This is a genomic window from Escherichia sp. B1147, assembly GCF_001660175.1.
Lineage (GTDB): Bacteria > Pseudomonadota > Gammaproteobacteria > Enterobacterales > Enterobacteriaceae > Escherichia > Escherichia whittamii.
Window position 1 is genome coordinate 217,780 of the sequence record NZ_LFHY01000012.1, and the last position, 17,337, is coordinate 235,116.

The 17,337-nt window shown below is 48.4% G+C and carries 15 protein-coding genes; 3 read left to right on the forward strand and 12 right to left on the reverse strand.

The features are described from left to right. The first annotated feature begins 1 nt into the window (after position 1). A complete protein-coding gene (allE, locus tag A9180_RS12290; protein ID WP_064529036.1) occupies positions 2-787 on the forward strand; it encodes a (S)-ureidoglycine aminohydrolase in 786 nt (261 codons plus the stop codon). 213 nt (positions 788-1,000) lie between these two features. On the opposite strand, the gene glxK is transcribed toward allE, so the two are convergent. The 9 genes from glxK to allA all read right to left on the reverse strand — a co-directional run bounded on the left by glxK (position 1,001) and on the right by allA (position 11,586). After that, the gene (gene glxK / locus A9180_RS23935; protein WP_064529037.1) at positions 1,001-2,146 is read right to left on the reverse strand and encodes a glycerate 3-kinase; all 1,146 of its coding nucleotides are present in this window, start codon (positions 2,144-2,146) and stop codon (positions 1,001-1,003) included. Between the two features lie 21 nt (positions 2,147-2,167). Further along, entirely contained in the window at positions 2,168-3,469 is a 1,302-nt protein-coding gene (locus tag A9180_RS23940) for a uracil/xanthine transporter (RefSeq protein ID WP_064529038.1), read from the reverse strand. A 56-nt stretch (positions 3,470-3,525) separates the two neighbouring features. Then, positions 3,526-4,887: an allantoinase AllB gene (gene allB / locus A9180_RS12305; protein WP_064529039.1), complete on the reverse strand. Its 1,362-nt coding sequence runs from the start codon at positions 4,885-4,887 to the stop codon at positions 3,526-3,528. Positions 4,888-4,948: 61 nt separating this feature from the next. Continuing rightward, the gene (locus tag A9180_RS12310) at positions 4,949-6,403 is read right to left on the reverse strand and encodes an allantoin transporter (RefSeq protein WP_064529040.1); all 1,455 of its coding nucleotides are present in this window, start codon (positions 6,401-6,403) and stop codon (positions 4,949-4,951) included. Between the two features lie 168 nt (positions 6,404-6,571). Next, complete coding sequence (gene glxR / locus A9180_RS12315; protein WP_064529041.1) at positions 6,572-7,450, reverse strand: 2-hydroxy-3-oxopropionate reductase; 879 nt, start codon at positions 7,448-7,450, stop codon at positions 6,572-6,574. A 100-nt stretch (positions 7,451-7,550) separates the two neighbouring features. Then, positions 7,551-8,327 carry a hydroxypyruvate isomerase gene (gene hyi / locus A9180_RS12320; protein WP_064529042.1) on the reverse strand — a complete coding sequence of 259 codons (777 nt, stop codon included), beginning with the start codon at positions 8,325-8,327 and terminating at the stop codon, positions 7,551-7,553. Between the two features lie 12 nt (positions 8,328-8,339). After that, positions 8,340-10,121: a glyoxylate carboligase gene (gene gcl, locus A9180_RS12325; protein WP_064529043.1), complete on the reverse strand. Its 1,782-nt coding sequence runs from the start codon at positions 10,119-10,121 to the stop codon at positions 8,340-8,342. Positions 10,122-10,210: 89 nt separating this feature from the next. After that, a complete protein-coding gene (allR, locus tag A9180_RS12330; RefSeq protein WP_000141275.1) occupies positions 10,211-11,026 on the reverse strand; it encodes an HTH-type transcriptional repressor AllR in 816 nt (271 codons plus the stop codon). Between the two features lie 77 nt (positions 11,027-11,103). Further along, complete coding sequence (gene allA, locus A9180_RS12335; RefSeq protein WP_064529044.1) at positions 11,104-11,586, reverse strand: ureidoglycolate lyase; 483 nt, start codon at positions 11,584-11,586, stop codon at positions 11,104-11,106. 229 nt (positions 11,587-11,815) lie between these two features. Here allA and allS point away from each other — a divergent pair, with 229 nt between their 5' ends. Together allS and mnmH are read left to right on the forward strand one after the other, a co-directional pair. Next, positions 11,816-12,742 (forward strand): HTH-type transcriptional activator AllS, encoded by a 927-nt coding sequence (allS, locus tag A9180_RS12340; RefSeq protein ID WP_064529045.1) that lies wholly within the window; start codon positions 11,816-11,818, stop codon positions 12,740-12,742. Between the two features lie 68 nt (positions 12,743-12,810). Next, positions 12,811-13,917 carry a tRNA 2-selenouridine(34) synthase MnmH gene (gene mnmH, locus A9180_RS12345; protein ID WP_064529046.1) on the forward strand — a complete coding sequence of 369 codons (1,107 nt, stop codon included), beginning with the start codon at positions 12,811-12,813 and terminating at the stop codon, positions 13,915-13,917. Between the two features lie 51 nt (positions 13,918-13,968). Here the strand turns inward: mnmH and A9180_RS12350 are convergent, their stop codons facing one another. The 3 genes from A9180_RS12350 to tssD are packed head-to-tail and all read right to left on the reverse strand — an operon-like array spanning position 13,969 to position 17,296. Beyond that, positions 13,969-14,592, reverse strand: a complete 624-nt coding sequence (locus A9180_RS12350) for a DUF2931 family protein (protein WP_064529095.1) — start codon at positions 14,590-14,592, stop codon at positions 13,969-13,971. A 51-nt stretch (positions 14,593-14,643) separates the two neighbouring features. After that, on the reverse strand, positions 14,644-15,306 hold the full coding sequence (locus tag A9180_RS12355; protein ID WP_064529047.1) for a DUF2931 family protein: 663 nt from the start codon (positions 15,304-15,306) through the stop codon (positions 14,644-14,646). Beyond that, positions 15,296-17,296, reverse strand: coding sequence for a type VI secretion system tube protein TssD (tssD, locus tag A9180_RS12360; RefSeq protein ID WP_064529048.1), 2,001 nt, complete (start codon positions 17,294-17,296; stop codon positions 15,296-15,298). Before tssD ends, A9180_RS12355 begins: the two co-directional genes overlap by 11 nt. Positions 17,297-17,337: the final 41 nt, after the last annotated feature.

The following is a 17,337-nucleotide window of genomic DNA, read 5'->3' on the forward strand; positions in this document are numbered from 1 at the left end:
AATGGGATATTTAAATAACGTCACGGGTTACCGCGATGATTTACTGGCTAACCGCGCGATTGTGAAACACGGTAATTTCGCACTGTTAACCCCGGATGGTCTGGTAAAAAATATTATTCCGGGCTTTGAAAATTGTGACGCGACAATCCTGTCCACGCCAAAGCTGGGTGCCTCTTTTGTCGATTATCTGGTGACGCTGCATCAACATGGCGGTAATCAGCAGGGATTCGGCGGAGAAGGAATTGAAACTTTTCTGTATGTGATTTCTGGAAATATCACTGCCAAAGCCGAAGGGAAAACATTTGCCTTAAGTGAAGGCGGTTATCTTTATTGCCCGCCAGGTTCCTTAATGACATTCGTTAACGCGCAGGCCGAGGACAGCCAAATCTTCTTGTATAAGCGTCGCTATGTTCCAGTAGAAGGTCATGCGCCGTGGCTGGTTTCTGGTAACGCCAACGAACTGGAACGCATTCATTATGAAGGCATGGACGATGTTATCCTGCTGGATTTTCTGCCCAAAGAGTTAGGCTTTGATATGAACATGCATATCCTCTCTTTTGCGCCAGGTGCCAGCCACGGTTATATCGAAACCCACGTTCAGGAACACGGTGCCTATATTCTTTCCGGCCAGGGCGTTTATAACCTCGACAATAACTGGCTCCCGGTGAAAAAAGGCGATTACATCTTTATGGGCGCATATTCCTTGCAGGCCGGTTATGGCGTAGGGCGTGGTGAAGCGTTTAGCTATATTTACTCGAAAGATTGCAACCGCGACGTTGAGATTTAAGTCATACCGCTCGCCTGATTATTTTTAGCTATGTTGGATTTTGCCACGGTTTATACCGTGGCTTTTTTTGCAACATTGCCTGATGCGCTTCGCTTATCAGGCCTGCATGATAATTTACGCGATTTCCAGGACGGTTCAGGCATAAACAACCCGCACGTTGTCAGCAATCTGAAGCGGATGCGATATGAACCGCATCCGCTTTAAAGGTAAGAGTCAGAGTTTAATTCCCTGACCTATTTTAATGGCGCAGGCAATATTACGCGCGCTGTTGAAGAGATTGGCTTCACCACTGGCGAGCACTTCGGCTAAAGGCGCCAGACGCGGCAGAATACTGAAAACAGCATTGATACCGTACTGGTGCACCACGTCTACGCCTTCGCCTAATACGCCAGCAATCCCAATCACCGGGACGTTTAATTTCTTCGCCACCGACGCCACGCCCAGCGGCGCTTTACCGCCCGCCGTCTGCGAGTCGATGCGCCCTTCCCCGGTGATCACCAGTGCCGCGCCCTGCACTGCCTGCTCAAGGTTAACCGCCCGCAGTACAATCTCAATCCCCGGTTTGATATCTGCATTGAGGAACACCGCCGCCGCAATGCCCATTCCACCCGCCGCGCCGCCGCCCGCCATCTGACAGACGTTGATTTCAGTTTGCTGTTGTAAAACACGGGCAAAATTTTGCAGCCCATGCTCCAGCTCTTCGACCATTTCCGGCGTTGCCCCTTTTTGTGGGCCAAACACCACCGCCGCACCGCGTGGCCCCACCAGCGGATTATCGACATCGCACGCTACTTCGATATGACAGTTCGCCAGACGCGGATCGCATTCATCCATCTCAATGCTTGCCACACGCGCTAAATTACTGCCGTTAGCTGCCAGCGCCTGACCTTCAGCATCAAGAAAACGCACACCGAGCGCCTGCGCCATGCCCATACCTCCGTCTACCGTCGCGCTACCGCCAATGCCGAGAATAATATGGCGAATACCGTTATCCAGCGCATGACGAATCAGCTCTCCCGTGCCGTAGCTTGACGCCAGCAACGGATTACGCTTTTCAGGCGCGACCAGCATCAGGCCACTTGCCGCCGCCATCTCAATCACCGCCGTTTTCCCGTCTCCGGTAAGACCATAAAAAGCATTCACTTTTTCGCCCATCGGCCCACAGACTTCAAGCGTCACGATGTTACCGCCGGTCGCGGCGACCATCGCATCCACCGTCCCTTCGCCGCCATCCGCTATCGGTAAACAGATATAGTGCGCATCGGGAAAGAGGGTCGAAAATCCGGCTTTAATTGCCTGACAACATTTTTCTGCACTTAAGCTCTCTTTAAAAGAGTCTGGCGCAATGACAATTTTCATTATCAATCCTTTTTCAATTCATTATTTAATGCGTTCCCACGGAATAAGATTATCCATAAGAACAGCCAGTAAAATTCCGACCAGTAAGCCGTTACTGAGCAGAGGACGAAGCGTTAATGGAAGGTCTTGCAGATACACAGGCGGTAATGCCATTAAAAATATGCCGACAAATAACGGCAATGCGAGGCGATAAATATTGCGTGCGGTAAAGGTTATTTGCTGGCTAAACACCAGTGCAGAAAAGAGCAAAGGCAGATAAGACACCAGCATGACGGCGCTACTCACCGGTAAGGGAATACTACAGAACAGTCGCGTGAGCGCCGGAACCAGCGCCACCAACAGGCAAATAACGCTGCCATAAATAAACGAGCGCCGCGTGTAATCGCCGGTCTGAGTCAATAAGCCGATAGATGAAACAAACGGTGAGAATGGAATTACCGCCAGCGGTACGGTTATCAGCGTCATAAATCCTGTCGCTACAAAACTGCGGCGATAACGCGTATTCCCGGCACCCTGTTGCGGATAAAAAACGTCCGTGCCGCGAATGGCGCCGTAGGTATTGCTGATATTTACCAAGCCGGTAATCACCGCTGTCAGAATAATTCCGGGCGACAACGTACCGCCACTGCCGAGCGGAAACCATTGCCAGTGCAATTCACCAGAAAGCAAGTGCGAAGAAGGAAAGCAAAAGCGCCATAACAACCAGCCGGTTATCGTGCCGACCAGCAAGCCGTAACGCGCAAAACGTTGTGGCAGGAAAATAATCATCGCCAGCACCAGGCTCATCACCGCAACCGCGAGCGCGAACGGCGGTAACTGAATTTTAAAATTGGGATCAGCTATGCCAAATGGCAGCCCGAGCATACCTTTAAAAAAGATACTGGTAAGCTGCGCGCCGAGCATCAGCATAAACAGAACCATCACCGTCGGGGTGAATAGCCGCGCCAGGCGATGACCTAATCCGCTAAGGCCAATCAATATCGTCAACACTCCAGAGAGTGCTATCCCCACCGCCAGACTGGTAGCGATATCGTTGACAGGCGTTCCGCGCGACGCTTCGCCGAGAGTAATCGTGAGGATGGTTCCCCACCACAGGCCGCCAGGCCCTTCCATAATTGCGCGCCGATGCCCGCAGAACGCCTGAGCGAAACAGGCCAGCGCGGTAGAGAGAAATGCATATTGTGTGAGCGTAAGCAGGCTACTTTGCGGCAACTGAAAAGCCGAAAGCAGCGTAGGAGGAACCACAACGGTGTTGCAAAAAATAAAGAAAAACCACTGAAATCCTGATAACAGGCTTTCGCGGCTGACTGCAAAATTGAACATAAACACACCTTAACCGGAGAATGCCCGCCGCAAGGACGGGCATTGCAGGGGCCAGATTACTGCTGATGTTTAAGGATAAATTGACCTTTCGGCGCAACAGGGAAGCCCTGTTCGATGTCGTAAATCACATCACCACGTAAGAGGGTTTTCGTGATACGTGCGCCAATGGTACGGCCAACATACGGGCTGACTTTGTGGCGATATTCCAGATCGTCATTGGTAAGAACATAGCTGCTATTCGGCTGAATGAAGACGAAGTCGGCATCTTTTCCTGGGGCGATACGGCCTTTTTGCTGCAGACCGAAAATATCTGCTGCGTTAGTCGCCATTAATTTGCCGAACATTGCCAGAGACATACCGCGTTTCTGTACTGCTTCATCGAACATCACGTCCATGCAGCTTTGCAGACCGGCGATACCGCCCCATGCTTTCATGATGTTGCCAGCTTTCATTTCCGGCGGGCATGGAGAGTGGTCGGAAACCAGGCAGTCGATTTCACCGTTAAACAGTTTTTCCCACATGCCTTTCTGGTTTTCCAGATCGCGGATCGGCGGTGAACACTTCGCCAGGGTGCCAATTTCTTCGAACTGATCGGTATCCAGCACAAAGTAATGCGGACAGGATTCACAGGTAACGTCCTGACCTTCCTGACGTGCACGAGTCACTTCTTCAACGCCTTCCGGGCTGCTGATGTGGCAAACGTGCAGACGGCAACCAGCAACTTTCGCCAGGTACAGTACGCGGCGAATCGCTTCCACTTCGGTAAATACCGGACGCGAAGCGACATAGTCATGTGCGGTTACGCGGCCTTCACGCTTCGCTTCTTCGCCCAGTTCGTCACAGATCAGCGCGTTCTCGCAGTGCACCAACACCGGCTGACCCAGTTCGCCCAACTTCTGCGCACCTTTGAAGAACTGCCAGTCGTTTACATCACGGAAGTCGTTGTCGATACCGCGATCGCCACAGGTTGCAACGAAGCATTTGAAGCCCACTACGCCCACTTCATCCAGCTCATGCAGACGGTCGATGTTGTAAGACACCAGGCCACCGAGTTGTGCCGCATCGATAGTCAGTTTGCCTTTAGCGGCATCGAACTTCAGTTCAATCGATGCACGGTCAACCGTTGCTGGCAGCTGGTTGAGCGGCATTTCGATCATGGTGGTGATTCCGCCTTTTGCCGCTGCGCGAGTACCGGTTTCATAACCTTCCCAGTGGCTACGACCCGGTTCAGAAATATGGGTGTGCGCATCGACCATACCCGGTGAAACCACCAGACCAGACGCATCCATGACTTCTTTCGCATCGCCCAGATCCTGACCGATAGCGGCAATTTTTCCGCCTTTAACGGCGATATCGACAACGCGAGCTTCGTTTTCTAAAATAACGGTGCCGTTTTTAATAATTAAATCAAAAGACATAACAAACTCCTTGTAAAATACAGATTGGTTTTTCTAACTCAATTTTGAATATCGGGATTAATTAACCTGTGACTTTTTGCTCTCCTGTTTTTTCGACTGCTGTGCGTTTTTTTAATAAAGCGTAGGCCGCAAAGGCGACGATGACGCCGACAAACCATGAAACACGCGATAACGGTTCCATGACCGGAATAAATTTACCGCCGAGGGATAAAATAACCGCCACCAGAGTTACTGAGAATGCAGTGAGGTTAAAACCATTATCGTAATATTTAAAATCACCTGATGCGGTGTACAGCTCGTCGAGATTAATTTGCCCACGCATGACCACAAAATAATGCGCCATCATCACGCCAATTACTGGACCGAGCATTCCGCCGATAATATCGAGGAACAGATAAATACTGTCCTGGTTCTCCATTAATTTCCACGGGCAGATCAGCAGGCTGATAATACTGGCAATCAGTACGCCGTTTTTATAGGTCAGTTTCGTTGGTGCGATAGCGGCAATCTGATAACCGGCCGGAATAATATTACCGGTGGCGTTCGTGGAAATGGTGGTCATCAGAATAACCAGTACCGCAAAGAACGAGGCAAACAAGCTATCCCAACGCTGAACAATATCCAGCACGTTCCAGGTGTCAGCGCCGTAATGAATGCTGGCTCCGGCAATAATACTCACCCCGGCAACGGCAAACAGGATATAAGCGACCACTAAACCCAGCGTTTGTCCAAGCGCCTGTTCACGGAAGGAGTGCGCGTTTTGCGTAAAGTCGGATGCGCTCACCGCCGGTGCAGCCCATACCGCGACCACTGCGTTAATCACTACCAGGAACAGGAAACCACTGTTTTCTGCTTTCTGTACACCACTCGGGATGTAGTCGAGGATTGGGCCGATTCCGACCAGCGAAATCGCCCAAATCGCCATGCCGCCGAAAACGATATAGATGCACGGATTAAGGATAGCGGTGAATTTATTTAATACTTTGCCACCGCCGAAGCCGATACCGACGTTCACCAGCCAGAAGAGTAAGAACGTAATCAGGCCTGGCAGTGAAAGCCCTAACAGGGTGAAATCGCCGCCAAGAGTTAAAAATCCCGGCCAGATTTTGCCAATCAGAATTAAGCAGGCCAGTGACCCCGCGTAACATTGCAGGCCAAACCACATAATGGCAGCAATACCGCCTCTTAATAATCCGGGAAACAGAGCGCCACGCACGCCATAAGAAGCACGCAGGATCATGGCAAAAGGCACACCGTATTTACTGCCCGCAGCACCGTTTAATACCATTACCGCAGCAATAAAAAAGGCGCTAAGGATAATTGCCAGCATTATACTAAAGGTAGACAAGCCGAGAATAAAAAAGCCGCCAACCATCACATAATTGGGAACGTTGTGAACCGAACCCATCCATAAGGTAAAATAGTTAAATGTTTTCCAGGTCCGCTGATTTTGCGTTTTCGGTAATAAATCTTCACTATAGCCGCGTTGCTGGAATAGTTTTCTCTGATGTTCCATAAATCCCTCTTAATTTCACGTATCGGATAACGCTGTTTTAATCTAGCTATGAGGAACTAATAAAATAAAAAATATTTTTTAATGCTGAAGCAACATCTTTGGCTGCTTTCTATGTTTAATACTGCGGGCCGAATCATTTGCTGATATCGGCCATTTTTATTACGGGCATCAGGCCAGTTTATGATTCGCCATTAATTCCAGCGCCTGCACTAACGCAGAGTGATCCAACTGACTGCCGCCGTTTGCCGCACAGGTATTAAATAATTCCTGACAGGTCGCAGTGTTTGGCAGATTCAGCGCCAGTGCTTTCGCACTTTGTAGCGCCAGGTTGAGATCTTTCTGGTGTAGCGCAATTTTAAAACCAGGATTAAAGGTGCGTTTAATCATGCGCTCACCATGAACTTCCAGAATGCGCGAGGAAGCAAAGCCGCCCATCAGCGCCTGGCGTACACGTACCGGGTCCGCTCCGGCTTTTGAAGCAAACAGCAGGGCTTCAGAAACCGCTTCAATATTGAGCGCCACGATAATCTGGTTTGCCACTTTGCAGGTTTGACCGTCGCCATTACCGCCCACAAGAGTGATATTTTTACCGAGCAGTTCAAACAGCGGTTTCACACTTTCAAATACCGCTTCGTCGCCGCCAACCATAATTGATAACGTCCCTTCCCGGGCGCCAATTTCGCCGCCGGAGACTGGCGCGTCGAGATAATCGCCGCCCAGTTCATTTACCTGACGGGCAAAACGTTTAGTTTCAATCGGTGAAATGGAGCTCATATCTACAATGGTTTTGCCCTTCAGCGAGGCTTTGGTACAACCATTTTCAGCAAACAGAACTTCTTCAACGTGCGGCGTATCCGGCACCATAATAAAAATGATGTCTGATGCTTCCGTTACCTGACGCGCGGTGTCGACATTAACGGCGCCGAGTGACAGTAATTCATCAGCAACCGGACCAATGGTTGTGACATGCAATTGATGACCGGCACGGGCCAGATTAATGGCCATCGGAGTACCCATAATGCCTAAGCCAATAAATCCCAGTTTCATAATTAACCTCTTTTTAAATATCGCTATTCCTGAATTCAGACAACACGATCCCCTGCCGACGTTGCGGCCTAAAAAAGCATTGTCTGAACAGCGTTACGTTTTAACGGTACGGTGCCATCCAGCCTAAACCGGCTTCCGTGGTGGTTTTAGGTTTATATTCACAGCCAACCCAACCGTTGTAGTCAGAATTTTCAATTACCTTAAAGAGATAATCGTAATTAATTTCTCCGGTCCCCGGTTCGCCGCGATGCGGATTATCGGCGATTTGCAGGTGCCCAATTTTATCGGCCCATTGGATCATGGTGTTGGTTAATTCACCTTCCATCCGCTGCATGTGATAAATGTCATACTGAATTTTCAAATTGCAGCAACCAACATCGTCAATCAGTTTCAGCGCCTGCTGAGTTCCGGTGAGATGGAAACCAGGAATATCGAAATGGTTGATAGGTTCAATCAGTAATAAAATATCTTCTTTCATCAACATATTCGCGGCATAACGTAGGTTTTCCACAAGCGTCGAGTGAATCTGTTCACTACTGAAACCTGCTGGCGTTTTACCAACCAGACAGTTAATTTTTTTATTACCCAGCGCACGGGCATAACGAATCGCCGCTGCTACGCCATCACGAAACTCTTCTTCACGACCCGGAATACAGGCAATACCGCGCTCGCCCGCCGCCCAGTCACCCGCAGGTAAATTATGCAGCGTATGTTCGAGTTTATTACTCGCCAGCACCTGTTTTAATTCTTCAATGTCGTAATCATAAGGGAACATAAATTCAACGCCGCGAAAACCACACTGCGCGGCTTTCTCAAAACGGGCGAGAAAATCATATTCGCCAAATAACATCGATAAATTAGCAGAGAAACGTAACATTATTTACCTCCCTTATTCATAGTGCATGAAGCAGGTTTCAGTCGGCGCGTCCGTAGCGTTATCAGCGATATCTTCAAATTCCATGACGTTATCCAGTTCGCTGCCCATCGAAATATTCGTCACACGCTCCAGCATAATTTCCACCACCACCGGAACACGGTATTGCGCCATTAACGCTTTCGCCTGTTCAAAGGCCGGAGCAATATCTTCCGGTTTGAAAACGCGAATCGCTTTACAGCCTAAACCTTCCACCACTTTCACGTGGTCAACGCCATAACCATTCACATCACTGGAGTTAATATTTTCAAACGCGAGCTGTACGCAGTAATCCATATCAAACGCGCGCTGCGACTGGCGAATCAGACCCAGATAGGCGTTGTTAACCAGCACATGGATGTAAGGAATATTGAACTGTGCGCCAACGGCTAATTCTTCAATCAGGAACTGGAAGTCGAAGTCGCCGGAAATCGCCACCACATTACGCTCTGGATCAGCGGCACACACTCCCAGCGCCGCCGGAATGGTCCAGCCCAGCGGGCCTGCCTGACCACAGTTGATCCAGTGACGGTCTTTAAAGACGTGCAGCATTTGTGCCGCAGCAATTTGCGACAGACCGATGGTGGTGACATAGCAAACATCGCGACCAAAGGCTTTATTCATCTCTTCATACACGCGCTGCGGTTTCACCGGCACATTGTCGAAGTGAGTTTTGCGCAGCAGCGTGCGTTTGCGCTGCTGGCAGTCGGCGACCCACTCTTTACGGCATGGCAGACGACCCGCTTTTTGCATCTCCTGGGCCACTTCAACCAGCAGCATCAGCGCCGCTTTGGCGTCGGAGACAATGCCGAGATCCGGACACAGTACGCGGCCAATTTGCGTCGGCTCAATATCGATGTGGATGATTTTGCGCCCTTCGGTGTATTTCTCTACTGACCCGGTATGACGGTTGGCAAAACGGTTACCGATGCCAAACACCATGTCGGAAGCCAGCAGCGTTGCGTTACCGTAGCGATGCGCGGTTTGCAGCCCCACCATCCCGGCCATCAGTTCGTGGTCATCCGGGATACATCCCCAGCCCATCAGCGTTGGGATCACCGGAACGCAGGTCAGTTCAGCAAACTGTTGTAACAGTGCGGCAGCATCGGCGTTGATCACCCCGCCCCCGGCAACAATCACCGGACGCTCGGCCTGGATTAACATTTCTACGGCTTTTTCGATCTGCATACGGCTGGCAGCAGGTTTGTAGACTGGCAGCGGCTCGTACATGTCAGGATCAAACTCGATTTCCGCAACCTGAACGTCGAACGGTAAATCCACCAGTACCGGCCCCGGACGACCAGAACGCATCAGGTGAAATGCCTGTTGCAGCACACGAGGCACCAGCGCCGCTTCACGTACTGTAACCGCCATTTTGCTGACCGGTTTAGCAATTGCTTCGATATCAACAGCCTGGAAATCTTCTTTATGCAAACGAGCACGCGGTGCCTGGCCGGTAATGCACAGAATAGGAATGGAATCAGCAGAAGCAGAATAGAGCGCGGTGATCATATCAGTACCCGCCGGACCAGAAGTCCCCAGACAAACGCCGATATTCCCTGCCGTTGCGCGGGTATAGCCTTCCGCCATGTGCGAAGCGCCTTCTACGTGACGCGCCAGAATGTGACGAATACCGCCGTGCTTACGCATCGCTGAATAGAAAGGATTGATTGCTGCTCCCGGAACGCCGAAGGCGGTGGTGATACCTTCTTTCTCCAGCACATACATTGCCGCGTCAACGGCTCTCATTTTTGCCATTTTATTCCTACCTCTATTAATTGGAAAAATTTTCCAACTTTCAAATTTTGTCAAAAAAACCCGCTCCTCAGAGCGGGATGCGACAGACACTATGGATGTGCTTTCAGCCCCAACGCCGTGCTGATATCGCGGGCGGTGTCTCTGACCAGCTCACCCTGACTGACAAAACGATCTTCTGTCAGTCTTGATGAAGGCCCGGAGATGGAGATAGCGGCAACAACACTACCCACATCATCGTAAATTGCTGAAGCTATGCAATTCAGGCCTACAACATGCTCTTCTTTATCTACGGTATAGCCCAGTTCACGCGCTTGTTCCAGGTCCTTCAGCAAAGTGGGCATATCCACTAGTGTGGTTGGCGTAAACTGCTGTAAACCGGTTTGCAGGATGATGCTCATCAGCTCCTCTTCCGCCAACGGATAAAGCAGCGCCTTGCCCGCACCGGAAGCATGCAGCGGCAGACGACTGCCCAGCGGCGCGCACATCCTGACCATCGATTTACACTCTAACTGACCAATTAATACCGCTTCATTGCCGTTACGAATCGCGACATTGACTGTCTCGCCGGAAAGCAGCATCAGGCGGCGCATAAACGGCCCGGCGACGGAGAGGACATCACGGTTATGGATGTACGCCGCGCCGACATTAAAGACACCTAATCCTATATGCCACCAGCCTAACTGACTGTCCTGATAGACAAAATCCGCTGCCTGTAAAACCTTTAACAGGCGAAAGGTCGTTGAAAGCGGCAAATCCAGATTGAGAGAAATATCGCTAACCGACGAACTTCCCCCACTTTTTTCCAGATATTGCAGAATCGCAATTCCCCGCTCTAATGCCTGTGCGCCTTTCTGTGCCACAGGCTCCGCCTGTCCGGGCCTGCCGCGCCGTCTAACTTCAGTCATACCTACGTTAACTCCGACCTACAAGTGAGCATAAACAATGAACAATTAGTTTATCTTATGCAAGTCGGTTACAGGCGTCACGCAAAACAGAGTTCCTGTTCAGGAATACTTTCAACATCACAGTTGTCACTGCCGCCGCGATCGATGGTCAGAAAATCGGTGACGCGCTGCCAGGCGAAAAGCGGATGATGCCAGACGTTACGATGATAATTCACTCCCTGCTCACCGTTGGTGATAAACGCCCGCAGCGTTGACAGGTCTGGTTTATCGTCACCTGACGCCACAACCACCACAAACACTTCGCCTTTCATCGGGATAAACGCCTGGGTACCGAGCGGATGACGCTCAAGTTCGTGGATGGTCAGCGGCAGCCTGGCCGGTTGTGCGCGGTTAATGCTGATAAGCGTACGGTCTTGCTCAAGAATCTCAACCAGCGCCAAATCGTGATAACGCTCCACCAGGCCATTGTTAATATGGAAAAAATCCCGTTTCTGCGTCTCGATTACGTCGCCATAAGCACTGAAAGCTTCCTGACTTAACGGTAATACCTGAAGTTTCATCTTTTTGTCCTTGTAACATAATTCCGTTCAACCAGCGCCGACCGGTCAGCTTGGTTTCAATAACAGGCAATCTAAAACCTTAAGAGAACAACATCAACACAAAAGTTGGAATATTTTTCCAAAACTAGATTTAGCCCACAATTCACGCAGGGTTATCATGTAAAAATACAGGTAAATCAAAGGACAGGAAATCACGCAACTTGCTGATTTAAAAAGGGGATACCTGAAGATGTTCGATCCAGAAACCTTGCGGACTTTCATTGCGGTTGCAGAAACAGGAAATTTTTCAAAAGCGGCAGAACGATTATGTAAAACCACGGCGACCATCAGTTATCGCATTAAACTTCTGGAAGAGAATACCGGGGTGGTACTGTTTTTTCGCACCACTCGCAGCGTGACGTTGACAGCGGCAGGCGAACATCTGCTTTGTCAGGCCAGAGACTGGCTAAGTTGGCTCGAAAGTATGCCCGGCGAGCTGCAACAGGTGAACGATGGCGTGGAACGCCAGGTAAATATCGTCATCAACAACCTGCTCTATAACCCCCAGGCCGTTGCCAGGCTGCTGGCGTGGCTGAATGAACGTTACCCGTTTACCCAGTTTCACATCTCCAGGCAAATCTATATGGGCGTCTGGGACTCGCTATTGTACGAAGGTTTTTCACTGGCTATTGGCGTCACGGGAACCGAGGCGCTGGCAAATACGTTTAGTCTTGATCCCTTAGGATCGGTGCAATGGCGCTTTGTCATGGCGGCAGATCATCCGCTGGCGAACGTTGAAGAGCCACTAACAGAAGCACAGTTGCGGCGCTTTCCGGCGGTCAATATTGAAGACAGCGCCCGCACCTTAACCAAACGCGTCGCCTGGCGATTGCCGGGGCAAAAAGAGATTATTGTTCCTGATATGGAAACGAAAATCGCCGCCCATCTGGCAGGCGTTGGTATTGGTTTTTTGCCAAAATCACTTTGCCAGTCAATGATTGATAATCAACAACTGGTCAGCCGGGTCATTCCAACGATGCGCCCTCCTTCGCCATTGAGTCTGGCATGGCGTAAATTTGGCAGCGGCAAAGCGGTGGAAGATATTGTGGCCTTGTTTACCCAGCGCAGACCGGAAATTAGTGGATTTTTAGAAATTTTCGGCAACTCACGCAGTTAAAAATCAAGTTTCCTTGCGCGTTGGCGCGTAAAATAGCGCGCAAGCTGATTTGAGGTTCACTTTTAACTATGCAAGAGAGATACACGGAACAGGACTATCGCGCCCTGCTGATTGCTGATACGCCCATAATTGATGTTCGCGCCCCCATTGAGTTTGAGCAAGGCGCAATGCCCGCCGCTATCAACCTGCCGTTAATGAATAACGATGAACGCGCCGCCGTTGGCACCTGCTATAAACAGCAAGGGTCAGACGCGGCGCTGGCGCTGGGGCATAAACTGGTGGCGGGTGAAATTCGTCAGCAGCGCATGGACGCCTGGCGCTCTGCTTGTCTGCAAAATCCGCAAGGTATTCTCTGCTGCGCCCGTGGCGGTCAACGTTCGCATATTGTGCAACGCTGGCTACATGAAGCGGGAATTGATTATCCGCTGGTGGAAGGCGGTTATAAGGCACTGCGCCAGACCGCGATTCAGGCGACCATTGAACTGTCACAAAAACCGATAGTGCTGATTGGCGGTTGTACCGGCAGCGGTAAAACGCTGTTAGTGCAACAGCAGCCGAACGGTGTTGATCTGGAAGGGCTGGCGCGCCATCGCGGCTCTGCTTTTGGTCGCACATTACAGCCGCAACTTAGCCAGGCGAGTTTTGAAAACCTGCTGACTACCGAAATGCTAAAAACCGACGCCCGTCAGGATCTACGCTTGTGGGTACTGGAAGATGAAAGCCGGATGATCGGTTCGAATCACCTGCCGGAATGTCTGCGCGAACGCATGACCCAGGCGGCGATTGCGGTGGTGGAAGACCCGTTTGAGATCCGTCTTGAACGCCTGAACGAAGAGTATTTCTTGCGGATGCATCATGATTTTACCCACGCCTATGGCGACGAACAGGGCTGGCAAGAGTATTGCGAATACCTGCATCATGGGCTTTCGGCAATTAAGCGTCGGCTGGGGTTACAGCGTTATAACGAACTGGCTGTCCGGCTGGATGCGGCGCTGACAACACAACTCGCAACCGGCAGCACCGACGGTCATATGGCCTGGCTGGTGCCGCTGCTTGAAGAGTATTACGACCCGATGTATCGCTATCAGCTTGAGAAAAAAGCGGAAAAAATTGTCTTTCGCGGTGAGTGGGCGGAAGTGGCGGAGTGGGTTAAGGCGTATGCCTGTGGTTATTAACCCACAAAAGTGCTTTTCCTTTCCTCTTTAAGAAATTGTGCAACTGGTTAACTACCAGTTGCCGTATGGATATTTTTTATCTTTGATAAAGTTTTTTGTACTTTCCGGATAAGAATACCCATGTTTATAGGCACTTCGGCCGTTACACATTTCCATTTTTTCACCTGAAACTGTTTCTATCAGAATCTGCTTATCTGTCAGGTGAATATTGGGTTTGTCAGGCTTCTCCAGCCATACCCGTACTTTTCCTTCCGGAGCCAGACCAATTAACAGATACCGCAGATAATACTTTTCACTGCTATCACCTGGTGGTGAATAAGGTGTGAGCATCAATTTCCAGACTTCTCCCGCCAGCGTTATCCAGGTTTCATACACTTTTTTATCAATCACTGAGTCCCAGCAGAAATGGATAGACATTGGGGGATTTTTGGCATGATTGAATGCCGTCATTCCACCACTAAGATTTTCCTGCCATTGTCCTATTGTTGTTGAGACAGGGATAGTGCCATCCAGCGTTCTGAACTGATAATAGATGCCATCAGTATCCAATAATTCCACATAGGTAACTTGTGCAGGTAGTGCATTAGGGTAAAAAAAATTGAAATACCACTTTTCATAGGGTGCAAGCAGCGATATTTTTTCTTTCGCTGCTGTCTGGACGGCTCCGGATATCATTAACGCAATGGTTAATCTATAAATTATTTTAGCTATTATTTTCACTGTTGCTTACCAGTTACCGTAGGGATATTTTTTATCTTTGATAAAGTTTTTTGTACTTTCCGGGTAGGAATACCCATGTTTATAGGCACTTCGGCCTTTACACATTTCCATTTTTTCACCTGAAACCGTTTCTATCAGAATCTGCTTATCTGTCAGGCGAATATTGGGTTTATCAGGTTTCTCCAGCCATACTCCTATTTTCCCTTCCGGAGCCAGCCCGATTAACAGATGCCGCAGATAATACTTTTCACTGCCATCGCCAGGTACTGAATAAGGTGTGAGCATCAATTTCCAGACGTCTCCCGCCAGCGTTATCCAGGTTTCATACACTCTTTTATCAATCACTGAATCCCAGCAGAAATGGATAGATATAGGGGGATTTTTGGCTTTATTGAATGATAACACCCCAACCCGAAGATTATCTTTCCATGGACCAATAGTTGTGGAACTCGGAGCGGTAGCATCCAGCGTTCTGAACTGATAATAGATACCATCAGTGTCCAATAGTTCTACATAGGTAACTTGTGCTGGTAGCGCATTAGGGTAGAAAAAAAGGAAATACCACTCATCATAGGGTGCAAGCAACGATATTTTTTCTTTCGCTGCTACGTTAAAATTAAGAATCATACACATAATAAAAACAAACGTTAACTTTATATTAAATTCCATTTTGTTTACTCCCTTGCATATCGTATATAGTTCTGCTCCAATTTTCATCCGGCCGATTAACAAAACTAAATGTTTTAAACGCTGATACTTCAGCAGACACCTTATTTTTTAATCGATAATCGACGGCATTCCAGTTGGAAGAACAGTGTAAATATTTTCCGACAACGAGTAGTTCTTCTGAAGAAAAAGGTTGTGGCGTAGATTTTTTCAATGCATCTTTAGCTTGTGATATTGATTTATCACATATTTTACTTAACTCCTCTGGATATTTATAATAATCATTATCTGGTATTTCATCAAATAATACCCCTGCCTCTTTAGCGACTTCATACATTACTCTTAACGCAATCTTTGACCAGTCATTGGTGATAGTTCTGCGAAATGTCACCGCTGCAGCGACCCGTTTTCTCACATTACCTAAGTGGTCAGGTGACGCTATTTCATCAATATTGGATTCAATTTTCAGGACACCAGAAGGCAGAATCGGAGCCAGCGTTGAATAGCGCCACAATAACTCTGCCTGCTGTGCTGCTTTTTGGTAAGTGCTTGTCGCTTCCACCGGCACATTTTCCAGTACCGTTTCAATCGCCGGGCGACTTAAAAACAGGTACTCATCTTCCAGTGGGTCATAACCGCCACCAATATCAGCATGTGATCCAGGGAAACTTAATTCTGGCCAGCTTTCCTTTATGCTATTGAGACAAAAGTTATAGCGGCATTCGTGCATTGCTGTAAGCTGGAATACATGTTTGGCCACACCTGGCGGTAACTTCACTTTTACCGGAAAGTTATTACCATCATGAGGGTCAAAACCATCCATCAGCCCTCCGATGGCTGCAACTGTGTCAAAAATACCTAAAAATTGCACTTCCCCGGAAGGTTTACCCAAATATTCAACTGACTGAAATGCCGTTGCAATGGTTTTAATCAGTACCGGATCACGCTCAAATACGCGATTAGCAAAATGCCGCGCGGCAGCAGCCCCACGACTAAAGCCAAATACGTCAAACTGTAGGCGCTTAATTACTAATTTATTCTCTTTTAAATCGACAATAACCTCTGCTAGTGCCTCACGAAGCAGTGATATTGCACGGTCAGTTTTAGCAATTACCCCAGTATCATTATTTCCAAGCCCCATTCCTACCAGAGAGTCTGCTTTATTATTTTCAGTGCCTATACCTTCGATATATATTTTTTTCTGAACTTTAGATAACCCTTCATATATATAGATATCTTTATGATACAATTCATTCAACCAATGAATATTCGTATAGTAATTCAAATAGCTCTGTACACCTGATCCCGTTTTACCCTGCTTGCTCATACATTGTTTATTAAACAAAGCCAAATCCTGGACATCCAGACCATAGGTTTCAGGTTGGCACAAACTCATACGTAAATTCGTATTGGTTAAATTGTTACCTGTGCCATCAAAGAATACGCCAATGGTGAGGATAATTTCTCGTTTAGGCGGTATTACTGGTTTTTCCTCGACAGATAAGAGCGTCGGTGGGAAAAGGCGATTATAATTTTCAGGTGTGAGTAAATAGCTAAATTCTGTATTGGCTGTAAGATGCTTACAGTAGATATATTCGTAGTGTATCGTTATATATTGATAGTCAAGTTCATTTTGTTTTATTACAATCTGATTTTGACTTAACGTCGCACCACGGACTTCAATATAATAATACCTTTCCCATTTTCCATATTTATTAATGCGATAAAAATCGAACTCAAAACGGCATCGCTCGTTATTATTAATGCAGTTCATCAGCAACGGTGAGCTTTTATCTAGAATTTTACAAAATTGTATCGTTTGATGATTAATGCCAAATCCTGTGTTACTTACTCCTCCCTGAAAACTAAAAACAAATATTTCATCCTCATGCCCCTGTTGATACCGATTCCCGACAGAGGCTTGCGTCCCGCATCCTGCAGAAATATTCCCTTGTTGCTCCCCTGTAATGCGTAAATATATAATGTCACTCATATTATCATACCCATTCCATAGATTTTAATTATATAACATAA

Excerpts from the sequence above, each read along its gene's own strand:
- allA (WP_064529044.1), bottom strand. The coding sequence starts at position 11,586 with ATGAAACTTCAGGTATTACCGTTAAGTCAGGAAGCTTTCAGTGCTTAT.
- allE (WP_064529036.1), top strand. The coding sequence starts at position 2 with ATGGGATATTTAAATAACGTCACGGGTTACCGCGATGATTTACTGGCT.
- allB (WP_064529039.1), bottom strand. The coding sequence starts at position 4,887 with ATGTCTTTTGATTTAATTATTAAAAACGGCACCGTTATTTTAGAAAAC.
- allS (WP_064529045.1), top strand. The coding sequence starts at position 11,816 with ATGTTCGATCCAGAAACCTTGCGGACTTTCATTGCGGTTGCAGAAACA.
- A9180_RS12350 (WP_064529095.1), bottom strand. The coding sequence starts at position 14,592 with ATGATATCCGGAGCCGTCCAGACAGCAGCGAAAGAAAAAATATCGCTG.
- allR (WP_000141275.1), bottom strand. The coding sequence starts at position 11,026 with ATGACTGAAGTTAGACGGCGCGGCAGGCCCGGACAGGCGGAGCCTGTG.
- mnmH (WP_064529046.1), top strand. The coding sequence starts at position 12,811 with ATGCAAGAGAGATACACGGAACAGGACTATCGCGCCCTGCTGATTGCT.
- hyi (WP_064529042.1), bottom strand. The coding sequence starts at position 8,327 with ATGTTACGTTTCTCTGCTAATTTATCGATGTTATTTGGCGAATATGAT.
- A9180_RS12310 (WP_064529040.1), bottom strand. The coding sequence starts at position 6,403 with ATGGAACATCAGAGAAAACTATTCCAGCAACGCGGCTATAGTGAAGAT.
- A9180_RS12355 (WP_064529047.1), bottom strand. The coding sequence starts at position 15,306 with ATGGAATTTAATATAAAGTTAACGTTTGTTTTTATTATGTGTATGATT.
- gcl (WP_064529043.1), bottom strand. The coding sequence starts at position 10,121 with ATGGCAAAAATGAGAGCCGTTGACGCGGCAATGTATGTGCTGGAGAAA.
- A9180_RS23940 (WP_064529038.1), bottom strand. The coding sequence starts at position 3,469 with ATGTTCAATTTTGCAGTCAGCCGCGAAAGCCTGTTATCAGGATTTCAG.
- glxR (WP_064529041.1), bottom strand. The coding sequence starts at position 7,450 with ATGAAACTGGGATTTATTGGCTTAGGCATTATGGGTACTCCGATGGCC.
- tssD (WP_064529048.1), bottom strand. The coding sequence starts at position 17,296 with ATGAGTGACATTATATATTTACGCATTACAGGGGAGCAACAAGGGAAT.
- glxK (WP_064529037.1), bottom strand. The coding sequence starts at position 2,146 with ATGAAAATTGTCATTGCGCCAGACTCTTTTAAAGAGAGCTTAAGTGCA.